The sequence below is a fragment of the Paraburkholderia aspalathi genome (assembly GCF_900116445.1).
Lineage (GTDB): Bacteria > Pseudomonadota > Gammaproteobacteria > Burkholderiales > Burkholderiaceae > Paraburkholderia > Paraburkholderia aspalathi.
This window is the reverse complement of sequence record NZ_FPBH01000007.1, coordinates 87,303-101,283: the sequence shown is the minus strand read 5'-3', so window position 1 is coordinate 101,283 and position 13,981 is coordinate 87,303. Positions and strand designations below refer to the sequence as shown.

Genomic DNA, 13,981 nt, shown 5'->3' with positions numbered 1-13,981 from the left:
TTTGTCGCCACGCAGCAGTGCGCAGAAGTGGCCCGAAATCAAGAAGGACATACCGTGAAAAACTGTTCGTTCGTCGTCGCAGCTACCGCCGCTTCTCCTGCCTCCGTGACGCCCGCCGCTTCCGTACGTGGCGCGCTGCGCAAGCTCGCGCTCACCGCAACCGTTACCGTGCTGGCGTTCAGCAGCGCTTCAGTTTTCGCCTGGTCGCAGCACGGCACCGCCTACACGTCGCGTGGCACCTATAACGGCGCGCGTTACGGCTCGTGTGGCGGCGGTAGCTGTTCGCATGCTGGCGGCGTGGCCGGCCCCTACGGTGGCGTGGCGACCAACACGGGCACGGTGACCCGCAACGCGCCGGGCCAGTTCTCGAATTCGGGCACCGCGACGGGGCGCTACGGCAACCAGGTCCAGCACGCCGGCGACACCAACTGTGCGGGCGGCACGTGTTCCCACACCGGCACCCTCACCGGACCCGACGGTAAAACAGCCACGACCTCAGGCGATGTGACCAAAACCGCGCCCGGCCAGTATTCGTCGTCCGGGTCGGTCACGGGCTCGAACGGCAACACGGTCAACCACTCGGCATCGACCAACTGCGCGGGCGCGTCGTGCTCACGTTCCGGCACGGTGACCGGGTCTGATGGCGGAACCGTCAATCATTCCGGCACGGCGACGCGTGTAGCACCGGGCGTCGTGACAACGTCGACGAGCGCGACGGGCACGCATGGCAACACCGTGACGACGAGCGGAACGGTCACGACTACCGGCGTCGTCACGACGGGCAGCACGACGGTCGTGGTTGCACCGAAACCGGTTGTTGTCGTACCGCCTCCGGTCGTTGTTCCGCCGCCGGTTGTGTATGTGCCGCCTCCTCCGGTTGTCTACGTTCCGCCGCCCCCGCCGCCGGCTGTGTATGTCGCGCCGCGTGTTGTCTATGTGGCTCCTGCGCCGCGCCCTGTCGTGTGGGTGCCGGGGCACTGGGTGGGGAATGTCTGGGTGCCGGCGCACTGGTCATGAGTAAAAACGTGCGAGTGAGAACCGGCGATGAGGCCGGCCGGATCGGTCCGCAGTGGATGAGCGAGGAGGGAAGTGCTCGGACGCTGCGGCCACGTTTCAACGCGATACGCACACGGACGCTATGCAAGGTCGGTGCGTTGGCAACGATGATCGTTGCAACGGGGATAGCGATTGCAGTCGGTGAGGGCATCGCAAGCACTGAAACGCCTGCTGTGCACCGAGCGATTGAACCTGAACAGGACTGTTCGGCGAAATATGCAGCGTTGCTTGACCTCGCCGAACTGGCGAGACGTGATGGCAAGTCGTCCGAAGTTGTGATGCGAGGACTGAGCGACCGCGGCGGCGCAATGGGCGACTGTTTGCCGACTGGCGGGAACGCCGGGGCGAGATAAACGAAACGCGCGAATGGCCGAAGCGGCCATTCGCGCATTGTCAAAAGCGGTCTTTTAGAAAAGGCATGCCTTTGACCAACGGTCGGTTGCTACCGGCCCTGCTGCTGCAGATACTGCCTGACATCGCTCATGGTCACACTTCCTTTGTGGCTCGTGTCGATCTGATCGAAGTGCTTGGCGACATAGCCGAGCCCCGCGGTCTGAGCCTGCGTTTTCGTGACCGCGGCGCCATTGCTGAGAGCCGTGTTCGCCCCCAGTCGCGCTTCAAGCCGCTGCTGGGCTTCCTGCTGCAGCGCCGTGCCGGTCGTCGGCGTGACGGGAGCAGCACGGTTTTGAGGAAAGAACGGACCGTCGACCCCCCTGGCCCCGTTTGGCGGCGTCGCCGGCGCTACCGCTTGCGGCGGTAACGCATGCGCGCTGCCAACAAAGCAGCAGAGGGCGATCAACGGGGAGACACGCCGCAACATATCGATAAGGGACATGATGACTCGCATTGATTGAGTGAATAGAGTATCGCGAACGAGGCACATCGCGTCAGTTCAGTCAGGGTGCCGTGACTTGCGCCGTGGCAGTAGCGGTCGGCTGACTGGCTGGGCTCTCGTCGCGCCACGGCGGCGGCAGCGTCCAGAGGGCGAGCGCATCCGGAAGCGGCGTGCCGCGGTAGAAGCGCACCAGATCCCGTTTCATCAGCGGGCGGGCGACGTCATCCAGATAGATCATATGCCCGCCCTGGAAGAAGTTGACCTGCAAGTCGGGATTCAGACCGGGTACCGTCTGCAGCCGTGCCAGTTGCTTCTCGGTATTGAAGAACGGTGTGGCCAGATCGTGAAAGCCGTTTTCCGAGAGTACCCTGAGCTGCGGATTGAGCGTCAACGCGCCCAGCAGATCCGGGATCGTATCGGGCAAGGGCTTTCCGTCATGCGAGAAATCCCACACGTTGATGATGTTGTCGTTCAGCGGCAAATAGGTTGCGTTCGGCGCTGTGTAGCCGAGGTAGTCAGGCATCTGCGTCGCCAGAGCCGTGGTGAACGGCTGGGAGATCAGGATGTCGGACGGGTCCCCGTCGTTTTGCAGACGCGGATCCGAGTTCGGCAATGACACGCGTCCGTCGTACCGGCCGATCGTCGTGCCTGGTATGAGGCTCGTCGAGAACGGGTTGGCGCCGAAGTAGCCTTGTAGCGCCTGCAGGGTCAAACTGGATGGCAAGGCCCACGACTGAAGCGTTTTCGCATTGGGGAACACCGGCGTGCCCAGAGCGTCCGGTATACCGAGCTGACTGAGCACCCACGACTGCGAGTACCGCCTGAACTTGTTGTATTCGTTCGTGACGAACAGGCTTGCCTGGTATGCGTACAGGTCCTGATTGAGCGGCGCCGGCGACACCTGGTTGTAGTAAGCCGCTACTTCCGCGTAACCGGGGAAATAGCCCGCCAGCGTATCCGTATCCAATGCCAGCGCGCTCGTCGAGTTCGTGATTGCAACGGCCTCGATCGCATCCGCGAAATAGTTCAGGATTGCAGACTGAAGGACGATGCCGGTCAGATGCACGCCGGCCGATTCGAGCGCCAATGCGAGCATGTCGGTGCGCGGTGTGCCATACGACTCGCCGTACAGATAAATCGGCGAGCTGCTGCGACTGTTGACCGTCAGATAGCGCTGGATAAAGTCGCGCATGATGTTGACGTCCGCGTCGGTCGTCCAGTACTTCTGGTTCGTATTCGGCAGAATCGCCTCGGACAGACCGGTTCCGGGCGGGTCGATGAAGACCATGTCTGTGGTGTCGATCAGGCTCTCCTTATTGTCGACGAGCGGATAATTCGGCCAGTTCCCGAACACCGGGTCAGGCGTGGCAACCCGCGTCGGCGCGAACGATCCGAGCCGCAACCAGATGGAAGAGGACCCGGGGCCACCGTTGTAGACGAACGTGACAGGCCGCGGCGCGCCGTTCGTACTCGGCACGGTGTACGCGACATAGGACATCGTCGCTTCGGGGTTGCCGCTCGAATCGGTGGCGGTCAAATGGCCGGTCGTGGTGGTGTAGTTGATCGGCGTTCTGCCTTGGGTCCACTGGTAGTGCATGACCGCAGCTTTCTCGGACGCCTGAGCCGGCGCGAGGCCATCTGTGGCATTGCCCGAATAGGCGACCGGGTCGATATAGGTTTGATTGGCCGTTGGCGATTGCGACTGCGCGGCGGCCTGTGCGGTGAGCTGCTGATTCGCTGCAGTCTGCTGCATGCTCACAGCCGTGCCGGAGGACGAACCGCCGTCCCCTCCGCCGCATCCGCCGAGAAGCAGGATCGCGACTGTTAATGTGCCCAGGCTCGTTCCCAGGCCCGGCAGCCTGTTTTGGCGATGTTGGCTATTGCCGGAAAGACGCTCGTCACGTTTCATCTCTATCCTTGGTGGTGGGTTCAGATACCGTTTCACAAAGGCCGCTATCGCCGATGAAAATATATCGGAGTTCGAAATATTAGTGATGCATCGTCGGCATGCAGCGGTGAGACCAACTTACTTCAAAGCGCATAGATTCAGATCTCTATGCAGTATGCGTAGAATAACTAAATATCTGGATTGGATATTCCGGTTCTTTTCGGGGCATTTTTCCGCAATCGAATATTCGTATATTGGCGGCAGATGAAAAATAGGTGACGCCACCGGCCTTTGTCAAGGATGTACCGGATTTCCGTAATTGCAACTTCGGGAAATTGTGCTTGAAGTCGCGCAGGGCCCGGCCGGTCGGGGCGTGATGCGTGTGTGAGTTAATCGATTATTTATTACGAAGTTAAATGTGTTTGTTTGTTAATCGTAATAATTAAAATGTACTGATCATCCGGTTTGGGTGCCGGATGCCGACAGGTAGTTATTCGGCTTCGGTGAGCACGAGCGGGAACCGGATTTCGAACGTCGTTCCAACGCCTTCGTGTGACGCAAAATCAATCTGGCCGTTTAGCACGCGGCAGAGCTCCTTGACGATCGCAAGACCGAGACCCGTGCCGGGAATATCGTCGCCTGCAGCGCGCTCGAATTCGTCAAAAACGCGGTTCGCGTCCGCAGGGGCGATGCCCACGCCAGTATCCGACACGCGAATCGACCAGTGCTCCGCATCGGCCATGGCGAAGGCAAGTTGGATCTCGCCGGACTTCGTGTACTTCGTCGCGTTGGAGAGCAGATTGACCGCAATCTGCTTAAGCTTGAGACGACTGGACGTGACTACGGATAGCGCCGGATCGAACGCTGCATGTAGCTTAAGTCCTTTGGCTTCGATGGCCGGGCGCGAGGAGGCGACGAGCTCATCGTAAAGCGCATGCAGATCCACTGGCTCGAATGTGTTCGGCGTGCCGTCGCCGAGCACGACGGAGTACTCGACCATCTGGTCAACGAGTTGCTTCATATCCGCAGCTTGCCGGTTGGCCAGCGTCAGTGCTATGTCGGCCTTTGAAGGCGCCCGTTCGATCAGTTGCAGCGCAACCGAAAACGCGTTCAGAAAATTGCGCAGATCGTGAACCACGCTGCGGGTGATCTGCATGCGCGACTCGTAAAGATCTCCGACCAGCCGCTGCTTGAGGGTCAGTTCGTGATTGGCGCGCTCGAGCCTGCCGGTGTACTCATCGATCTTGCGGTCCCGCTCGCTGACCACCTCCTTGATCGATGTGAGCGTCACCATGCTGAGCGTTTCCGCGATTAGGCGCCGCGCCCGTCCTTCATGGCGGCGTGTGAACGTACTGTCCTGCTCGGCGAATTCTTCCAGCGCGTCAGCGAGCACCTGATGGAACAGATCGAGCTCGCGCACGAGTTCCTCGATCCGGTAGCCCTGACGCCAGCGGACCAGGCCGTGTTTTCTCGCATCGCGTTCGATCGCCGGCTCGACGCGTTCGAGATCTTCGACGTCGAGCGCAAGGCATAGTCCTTCGAGAATTTCCGGCAGGTGATCGGCGAGTTGTTGGTAGGTGAGCTTGTCCGCTTCGACGAGGTCGACATCGCCGAAAACGGTTTTCATCCATTGCGCGGTCAGGCGCGTCCGCTGCTCGCGAACGAAATCGGCAAATTTGCGCAGCGGGGTAACGCGTGTTTCGGTCATAGTCGGTGCATCGGGGGTGAAGGTCCTAACAGAAGTTTCTGCCCCATTATGGCCGCAATTGCTGATTGTGGAACATGCTCTTGCGTAAGCCAGGCCAGATGAACACCAGGTTCAACCCGGCGGTCCCGATGTAGTTGTTCACGCGGCTTCATGTCCGGCAATCTTTGCCGTTCGCGTGCGGGGGAGTAAAGGCAAGGGCTCGACCTTACCGACAATGAACAGATATGACAGGGCGCCGACCACGCATAGCGAGCCCGCAACCATCAGCGGAATCACAAACGAACCCTTTGTGATCGCCAGCATGACCCCGGTAAATGTGGTGATAAAAATCCCGGCGAGATTCCCTGCAAAGTTCTGAATGCCGCCGAGCGACGCCACATGAGCGGGTGTCGGCGCCACTTCGCCAACCAGGGTCCATACATTAGCGCCGGCGAACGACAAGCTGGCGTAGGCAAGCGCGAACAGTGCGAGGCATGCCCACGTGCTCTGAACCAATACCGACAACGCAATCGACGACGAGAGAAGCATGCCGATCACAAGGCATGTCTTGCGAGCCGCGGTTGCGCTCCATCCGCGCTTGAACAGACTGTCCGACACGAGGCCGCCAAGCCAGCCGCCAGGAATGGCCAGCAGCGCCGGCAGCATACCCCACGTGCCGAGTGACGCGAGCGAGAATCCACGTGACTGCAGCAGATAACTCGGGAACCACGTGATGAAAAAATAAATCGCGAAGTTGAGACAGAAGAGCCCGATCATCATGCCCCACACCGTGCGGTAGCGAAACAGATCGAGCCACGACACCGTGCCGGCGTTCTCGTCTGACGTAACGGCTGCGGCAGGGGCGGCGCGCTGTGCCAGCAAAGCGTCGACGGCCTCAGGTGCAATCGCTCTGTAGCGCTCCGGGTCGCGATAGATGAACCACCAGGCGAGCGCCCACACAACGCCGAGGCCCCCCGTGATCACGAACGAGCCACGCCAGCCGACAAGGGATATCAACCACGCAACCAGGGGCAGCGAGAGCGCTGAGCCCACGCGGGAGCCGCTATCGAAGATGCTGCTCGCAAGCCCGCGCTCGCTGCGCGGAAACCAGTTGAACGCAACCTTGGCGAACGACGGAATCGCCGCGGCTTCGCCGACGCCGAGCATCAGTCGCACGCCCACGAGTTGCGCGAGACCGCGAGCCGCGCCGGTCGCGATCGTGAAGGCTGACCACCAGCCGACCGCCAGCGCCAGACTCACGCGCACACCGACCTTGTCGATGAACCAGCCGGCCGGCAGTTGCAGGAACGCGTAGGTCCAGAAGAACGCGCTGAGCACGAGCCCCATGCCGACCGCGTCCAGACCCAACTCCGCGCGAATGCTCGGCGCGGCGATCGCCAGGTTGGCCCGATCGACGAAGTTGATGACGTTGGCGAGGAAACACATGAAGATCATGGTCCATCGGATGCGTGGCATGGGAGTCTCCGTTTTTTATAGCGTTATGGCGGCGCCGGCTGGCAGGGCGCCGGCGCCTTTGGTCTGGATCGTTTTATTCGGGCTTCAGGAAAGCTTGTCCATCGCTTCCCACAAGCCGTTGATATACACGGCACCGAGCGCGCGGTCGTACAAGCCATAGCCAGGCTTGCCAGTTTCGCCCCAGATCATGCGGCCATGGTCCGGGCGGAAATAGCCTGTGAATCCGGTGTCGTGATACGCCTTCACGATCGCGGCGATATCCAGCGAGCCGCAGCTAGACAGGTGGGCCGATTCTTCGAAATCGCCCTCGGGCGTGATCTTCACATTGCGAATGTGCGCGAAGTGGATGCGCCCCATGCCGCCGAATTCGCGCACGAGTGCTTCCACGTTGTTCTGCGGTCCGGCGCCGAGCGAACCGGAGCAAAGGGTGAGGCCGTTCGCCGGCGAGTCCACGATCCCTACGATGCGCGCGAGGTCGTCACGGTTCTTCACGATACGGGGCAATCCGAAGATAGGGCGCGGCGGGTCGTCCGGATGAATGGCCATTTTCATGCCGCATTCTTCGGCGACGGGAATGATCGCTTTCAGGAAATATTCCAGATGCTGCCAAAGCCTTGTTTCGTCGACTTCGCGGTACTCGGCGAGCAGCGCTTTCAATTGTTCGGGCTTGTAGCTCGAATCCCAGCCGGGTAGCGCAATGCCATTGTTCGGATCGATCTCGTCGATTTCCTTCGTGCTGAACGCGAGGCATGTCGAACCGTCTTCGAGCGTTTTCGACAGTTCCGTGCGGGTCCAGTCGAACACCGGCATGAAGTTGTAGCAGATGACCTTGATGCCCGCCGCCGCGAGGTTCCGGATGGTCTGCTGATAGTTGGCGATGAGACGGTCACGGCCCGGCTTGCCGAGCTTGATGTCTTCATGCACGGGCACCGATTCGACAACTTCGAACCGAAGCCCGGCCGCTTCGATCGTCGACTTCAGCGCGGCGATCCTGTGCGCGGGCCACACTTCGCCCACTGGCTCGTCGTAGATGGCGGACACGATATCCGTCATGCCGGGAATCTGGCGAATGTACTGCAGCGTGACGGGATCGGACTCGCCGTACCACCGGAAAGACATCTTCACGATTTCACTCCTTGGATTGATTGCACCAGCCTTGCCGGCTCGGGAGGGAACGCGTTGTCCGGTCTCCCGATTCAGGCGGATTATGATTGGTTGACCAATTTGAGGCGATAGTGGTTTACCAGTCTATTTCCGTGCTGAGCCTTGTCCCTGCGTGATGAGCGGGCGGTTGGCGTTGATTTCAACGAAGGGAAAGCTGCTGGCGGACGAAAGTGGTGTACCATTTTTTGCGCGAGGGCCACAGATGGCGCCTCGCTATGCCTATCCACGAGCACTTGATGACCGATTTCTCCACCCAGCCATTCGCCCACAGACAGGACGCAGAAGCCACGGACCGCTCGTACATCGGCCTCGCGAAACAGATCCACGCGTTGATCGCGGCGTCTGGAGAGTTCGAAGCGGGTTCGAGATTGCCCTCGGAGCGCACCCTGGCCGACAAATTCGGCGTGAGCCGCACGCAGGTTCGCGAGGCGATCATCGCGCTGGAGGTGCAAGGTGTGGTCGAAGTGCGCGGCGGGTCGGGCATCTATGTGTCGGCAGGCATCGGCGCCAAGCCAGTGACCTTCGAGCTGCCACGCGGCCCCGGCCCGATCGAAACGCTGCGTGCGCGTGCGTTAATCGAATCCGAAGTGGCGGCGCTCGCGGCAACCGAGCGCAAGGACAGCGACCTCGACCGTATCTTCTCCGCGCTCACCACAATGCGCGAGCAGATGCATGACAAGCAGGCTAACGACGCGGCTGATCGTCAGTTTCATATGCGCATTGCCGAAGCGACCGGCAATGCGGTCCTGTTGCATATGGTCACCGCGATGTGGGACTGTGCGCGAAGCGATCCGCTGTGGGCCAAGATCGAGGAACACTTTCATACGCCGGCGATGCGGGCGGCGTCACAGGAAGATCATCAGCGTATCTTCGCTGCCATCATGGGCCGCGATCCAGTTGCAGCGCGAGAGGCAATGCAGTCGCATCTGTCCCGCGTGGTGGGGGAGTTTACTCAAGCGTGGCGATAAGGATGCGCGCCTTTTACGCTTGACATGGCGCGTTGTCTGAACGTGCCATTTACGTGTTCTTTTTCCACCACGACACTTTTATTTTTGACGCGGAATTTATTTTCACCGTCATATGATTGCACTGTTCATTTTCGGCAGAGGCTCGCAAGATACGCCTGCGTAATTCAATTGAAAACGATGTTGTAGTCAGCACGCGCTACCCACACGTTATTAAATGCGCCACACGCAATAATCAATAAACAATATCGGATGTTTTCGCAATTCTCATGGTATCGGCCATGCGAATGCGTTGCCTATCCGTTGCCCATGCGTTCGTAGATCCTGTTGGCGGCCAACGCGCTCGCCAATGGGAATCGAACGCACACAATTAATTACGTTCAACATCGCTCAATCACGGAGCCAACAGTTATGAAAAAGTCTTTACTCGTGGTCGCGCTTTCGGGCGCCTTTGCTATTTCGGCGCATGCGCAAAGCAGCGTGACGCTCTATGGCCTCATTGATGCAGGATTGGTCTACACGAACAATCAGGGTGGGCATAGCAACTGGCAGGAAGTGAGCAGCTCGACGCAAAACACGGTCTTCGGTCTCAAGGGTTCGGAAGATCTCGGTGGCGGCTTGCATGCGGTCTTCAAGCTGGAGCAGGGATTCCTTTTGAATAACGGAGCCCAGGCTTTCTCCGGTGATGGTTTCGGCTCTCAGGCGTGGGTCGGTCTGCAAAGCGATCCATACGGCACGGTGACGTTCGGCCGCCAGTTTGACGTGATGAACGACCTGGTCGGTCCGCTCACGGCGGAGTTCAACACGTGGGGCGGCAACATGGCTGCGCATCCGTTCGAAAACGACAATCTTGCCGCCAATTCGGTCGTTTTCAACAACACGGTCAAGTACACGAGCCCGACGGTCCGCGGCGTCACATTCGAAACGATGTATGCCTTCAGCAATAAGGCCGGCAGCTTCGCGAACAACCGCTCATACGGCTTCGGTGTGTCCTATGCGCAAGGGCCCGTCAATCTTGCTGCCGGCTACCTGCAATTGAATAACGCGGGCAGCGCGGGCGGCGCCGCTACCACGGGCGACACCAGCGCGAACTTCCTTGCACAGCGCCAGCGTATCTGGTCGCTTGGCGGCAACTACACGTTCGGACCGGCTACCGTAGGCCTCGTCTGGAGCCATACGCAGATGGACAACGCGTCGGGCGTCTTCTCGTTCGGAACCGGCACTTACCTCGGTGCGAACGACGCTTCCGCCGGAACCCTGAGCGGCTCGCTGCGCCTCGACAACTATGAAGCGAACGTCAAGTACGCGCTCACGCCTGCGTTGACTTTATCGGGCGCGTATACCTACACGCATGGCGCTTATAACGGCTCGTCGCCGGGATGGAATACGGGGATGCTTCAGGCCGACTATTCGATCAGCAAGCGCACCGACTTCTATCTTGAAGGCGTCTATCAGAACGTGCACGGCGCACCGGCCGATTCCGTGCTCTCGCATGCCATGATCAACACGCTCTCGCCTTCTTCGACGAATACGCAGGTAGCTGTTACGGTGGGGATGCGTCACGCATTCTGATCGGCCTCGCGTCACGCGATCCGTTACGACGGATGCCTGCACTTTGGCAGGTATCCGTCGACACTGACGGTTTCATGCGTGCGATGGTCTGCACGGGTTCTTAACGGCTGAACCGCAGTTAAAAGGCTCACGCTAATCACCGGCCTTCAGGAAATCGACAAATGCGCGCAACGGTGCCGGCAAATGACGCCGGCCCGGATAGTACAGAAACGGCCCAGAAAAGCGCTGCCACCACGGCTCCAGAATCGGCTCCAATGCCCCGCTATCGAGATGCGGGCGCAGCATGTCCTCGAACAGGTGAATCACCCCCACGCCGGCGACAGCGGCACTGACTGCGAGGTCGATTGCAGCGCCGGGTCTGACGAGAAGCGGTCCCGACGGATTCAGTTGCACCACCTCGCCGTCACGCTCGAAATACCAGGTCGGCGTAGCGCCGCCGGCAAACTGGCCACGCAAGCACGCATGAGCCAGCAGGTCGCGCGGATGCTCGGGTCTGCCATGCGTGTCGAGATAGCCGGGCGTCGCGGCGGTAGCGAAGCGCTGCACACGTGGACCGATCGGCATCGCGATCATGTCCTGCTCGAGCCGCTCGTCGTAGCGAATGCCCGCGTCGCAACCGATCGACAGCACATCGACGAAGCCATCCTCCACCACCACCTCCACGCGTATGTCGGGATAGGCCTTCAGGAACTGGGGAATGACGGTCGGCAACACGATGCGTGCGGCGCTCGACGGCACGTTGAGTTTGAGCGTGCCGCTCGGCTTGTCCCTGAACCGGTTCAGGACATCCAGCGCGGCTTCCATCTCGCTGAACAATGGCGTCAGCTTTTCGATCAGACGTAATCCGGCTTCGGTCGGGGCTACGCTGCGCGTGGTTCGGTTGAGCAGGCGCATACCCAGCTTCGACTCGAGACGGCGCACGGCAATGCTTAGGCTGGAGGCGGAGACGCCGCTGGTGCGCGCGGCGTCACGAAAGCCGCCGGCGCGCGCGACCGAGACGAAGGCGGCAAGATCGTTGAATTCCATGGCCATTGTTCAAAATGTTTAACAACCTGTGCAATTTAGGCCTGGTTATCGAACAATGCAATCCTCGTCATACTGCCGCTCAACCTCTCACCTCAAGGAGCGCCCTATGTCGAACTTCACCTCCGCGGACACATTCCCGCTGGCTGGCCACCCCGTGCAACGCATGGGCTATGGCGCTATGCAGCTGGCCGGCGCCGGCGTATTCGGACCGCCGAAAGATCGCGACGCGGCGATCGCCGTGCTGCGCGAAGCGGTGGCATCGGGCGTCAATCACATCGATACGAGCGACTTCTACGGCCCTCACATCACCAACCAGCTGATTCGCGGAGCACTGCATCCGTATCCGGATGACCTCGTGATCGTCACCAAGGTTGGCGCGGTTCGTGGCAGCGATGGTTCGTGGTTGCCGGCGCTCGAGCCGGAAGATATCGAGCGTGGCATTCACGACAACCTTCGCAATCTTGGTCTCAATGCACTCGACGTCGTCAATATGCGAATCATGGGCGACGTGCATGCCCCCTCCGAAGGCTCGATTGAAAAGCAGGTCGTGGCGCTTGCCGAACTTCAACAGCGAGGGCTGGTTCGCCATATCGGCCTGAGCAATGCAACCGCGACTCAGGTTGCCGAGGCACAGGGCATCGCGGAGATCGTCTGCGTACAGAATCACTACAACCTGGTTCACCGTGAAGACGATGCGCTGGTCGACGAACTGGCAGCGAAAGGCATCGCCTACGTACCGTTCTTCCCGCTTGGCGGATTCACGCCGATCCAGTCGTCAGCGCTTTCCACGATCGCGCAAAAGATCCGCGCGACGCCGATGCAGGTGGCGCTCGCCTGGCTCCTGCATCGCGCGCCCAACATCTTGCTGATTCCGGGTACTTCGTCGGTAGGGCATCTGCGGGAAAACATGCAGGCAGCACACTTGAAATTGACTGACGAGGTGCGCGCTGAGCTGGACGCAATTGGCGAATCGCTCAGGTAATTCGCGCCAAACTACCCAAACGTTCCGCCATCACAGCAGGAATTGCCGCATGGCGTGCAGGTTTTGCCGGATTGCGATGGTAGATTGAGCCCCGCGTAATCAGGAGGCGATACTGATGGCGGTGAGCTCGAACCAGTCCGGCGGTGCGTTTCCCGCGTTGACCAGTATCCGGTTCATGGCCGCATTTGCGGTTGTCATCTCGCACTACTCAGAAAATCAACTCCTGCCGTTGCCGGCCTCCGTCTTTAACTTCCTGGACGGGGGCCGTTCTGCTGTGTCGCTGTTCTTCGTCCTTTCCGGTTTTATCCTCACCTTCACCTATCGCGACAAACTCGTCCACGGAAGCGTTCGTACTTTTTACGAGGCACGTATCGCACGGATCTATCCGGTGATCCTGCTCGGCCTTCTGATGTGCGTTCCAGTGGTGATCTACCTTGTGCATGCTGGCGATGCTTCGCTGATGCTGAAGTGGTATGCCCTCAAGGGTGCAATCTACCCGGCGTTGGCCATTAGCCTGATTTGCCAGCTGCTTCTACTCAATGCATGGTTTCCTTTTTCGGCCATCAATCAACCCTGGAACGGACCGTCAGACAGCGTCTCTTGCGAGGCATTCTTTTATCTGCTGTTCCCGTTTCTGGTGCGCAGGATGGCCGGGTTGAAGCCTGCACGGCTCGCATTTTTTTGCATTGCGTTGTGGCTCACCACTGGAGTGTGGATCGCGCTGCTGGATGCCTATATGCCGGTCTCACGCAGCGGCGCGATGATTTACGCCATGCCGGTGACGCGGCTCGCGGAGTTCGTCATGGGCATCTGTTCGGCTCTTTTCTATCAACGCCTGCAGGCAGGCGCCGGATCGCAGCATGTCCGGGGGAAGGCGCTTGTGGCACTGGCTCTGACGGGGCTCGTGGGACTGAGCGTATGGCGGCCTGTGTCACCTTCGTTCTTCCTCGACGCTCCGTTTTTTGCTGCACTGATACTGGGCCTCGCGCTACTGGAGCGGCCTGTTGTGGGCATATTGAGCTGGCGGCCTCTGGTGCGGTTAGGCGAGGCGAGCTATTCGCTTTATCTCACGCACATGCCCATCGCGCTCTGGTCGTTGATGATCGGATTCGGACGATCGAATGGATGGATAGTGATCGTCTTTAGCGTGCTGGTAAGCCTGCTCTGCTTCAAATTCTACGAAGAGCCCATGCGCAAGCGCATCAAGGCACGCTTTGCGGATATGACGACGCGGGTTCCCAATGGCGAACCGGGACAGTCCGTGATTTGATTTGAATAGCTTTGTTGCGAAGGCCACGCCATCGTGTATACGGGATTGAACGGCGGTCGA

General features: G+C 59.9%; 12 protein-coding genes. 6 read left to right on the top strand and 6 right to left on the bottom strand.

The features are described 5' to 3' along the window. The first annotated feature begins 54 nt into the window (after positions 1 to 54). Positions 55 to 1,017 carry a hypothetical protein gene (locus BM438_RS45875; RefSeq protein ID WP_093634753.1) on the top strand — a complete coding sequence of 321 codons (963 nt, stop codon included), beginning with the start codon at positions 55 to 57 and terminating at the stop codon, positions 1,015 to 1,017. Further along, positions 1,014 to 1,409: a hypothetical protein gene (locus BM438_RS45870; protein WP_244179362.1), complete on the top strand. Its 396-nt coding sequence runs from the start codon at positions 1,014 to 1,016 to the stop codon at positions 1,407 to 1,409. The genes BM438_RS45875 and BM438_RS45870 overlap by 4 nt, the downstream gene beginning before the upstream one ends. A gap of 89 nt (positions 1,410 to 1,498) precedes the next feature. Here BM438_RS45870 and BM438_RS13545 read toward each other — a convergent pair whose 3' ends face one another. From BM438_RS13545 to uxuA, 5 genes are all read right to left on the bottom strand, one after another. Further along, positions 1,499 to 1,891 carry a 2-oxoglutarate dehydrogenase gene (locus BM438_RS13545; RefSeq protein WP_234486853.1) on the bottom strand — a complete coding sequence of 131 codons (393 nt, stop codon included), beginning with the start codon at positions 1,889 to 1,891 and terminating at the stop codon, positions 1,499 to 1,501. A 61-nt stretch (positions 1,892 to 1,952) separates the two neighbouring features. Next, positions 1,953 to 3,800: a S10 family serine carboxypeptidase-like protein gene (locus tag BM438_RS13540; protein WP_093634752.1), complete on the bottom strand. Its 1,848-nt coding sequence runs from the start codon at positions 3,798 to 3,800 to the stop codon at positions 1,953 to 1,955. Between the two features lie 469 nt (positions 3,801 to 4,269). Next, positions 4,270 to 5,487, bottom strand: a complete 1,218-nt coding sequence (locus BM438_RS13535) for a sensor histidine kinase (RefSeq protein ID WP_093634751.1) — start codon at positions 5,485 to 5,487, stop codon at positions 4,270 to 4,272. A gap of 138 nt (positions 5,488 to 5,625) precedes the next feature. Further along, the gene (locus BM438_RS13530; RefSeq protein ID WP_093634750.1) at positions 5,626 to 6,942 is read right to left on the bottom strand and encodes an MFS transporter; all 1,317 of its coding nucleotides are present in this window, start codon (positions 6,940 to 6,942) and stop codon (positions 5,626 to 5,628) included. Positions 6,943 to 7,026: 84 nt separating this feature from the next. Further along, the gene (gene uxuA, locus BM438_RS13525) at positions 7,027 to 8,067 is read right to left on the bottom strand and encodes a mannonate dehydratase (protein WP_208620655.1); all 1,041 of its coding nucleotides are present in this window, start codon (positions 8,065 to 8,067) and stop codon (positions 7,027 to 7,029) included. Between the two features lie 275 nt (positions 8,068 to 8,342). Between uxuA and BM438_RS13520 the strand changes: the two genes are divergently transcribed. Both BM438_RS13520 and BM438_RS13515 read left to right on the top strand, forming a co-directional pair. Beyond that, a complete protein-coding gene (locus BM438_RS13520) occupies positions 8,343 to 9,074 on the top strand; it encodes a FadR/GntR family transcriptional regulator (RefSeq protein WP_093634749.1) in 732 nt (243 codons plus the stop codon). A gap of 408 nt (positions 9,075 to 9,482) precedes the next feature. After that, complete coding sequence (locus tag BM438_RS13515; RefSeq protein WP_093634748.1) at positions 9,483 to 10,643, top strand: porin; 1,161 nt, start codon at positions 9,483 to 9,485, stop codon at positions 10,641 to 10,643. A 132-nt stretch (positions 10,644 to 10,775) separates the two neighbouring features. On the opposite strand, the gene BM438_RS13510 is transcribed toward BM438_RS13515, so the two are convergent. Beyond that, a complete protein-coding gene (locus BM438_RS13510; RefSeq protein WP_093634747.1) occupies positions 10,776 to 11,669 on the bottom strand; it encodes a LysR family transcriptional regulator in 894 nt (297 codons plus the stop codon). A 106-nt stretch (positions 11,670 to 11,775) separates the two neighbouring features. On the opposite strand from BM438_RS13510, the gene BM438_RS13505 reads away from it, so the two are divergent. After that, positions 11,776 to 12,651, top strand: coding sequence for an aldo/keto reductase family oxidoreductase (locus BM438_RS13505; RefSeq protein ID WP_093634746.1), 876 nt, complete (start codon positions 11,776 to 11,778; stop codon positions 12,649 to 12,651). 115 nt (positions 12,652 to 12,766) lie between these two features. Next, on the top strand, positions 12,767 to 13,921 hold the full coding sequence (locus BM438_RS13500; protein ID WP_093634745.1) for an acyltransferase family protein: 1,155 nt from the start codon (positions 12,767 to 12,769) through the stop codon (positions 13,919 to 13,921). Positions 13,922 to 13,981: the final 60 nt, after the last annotated feature.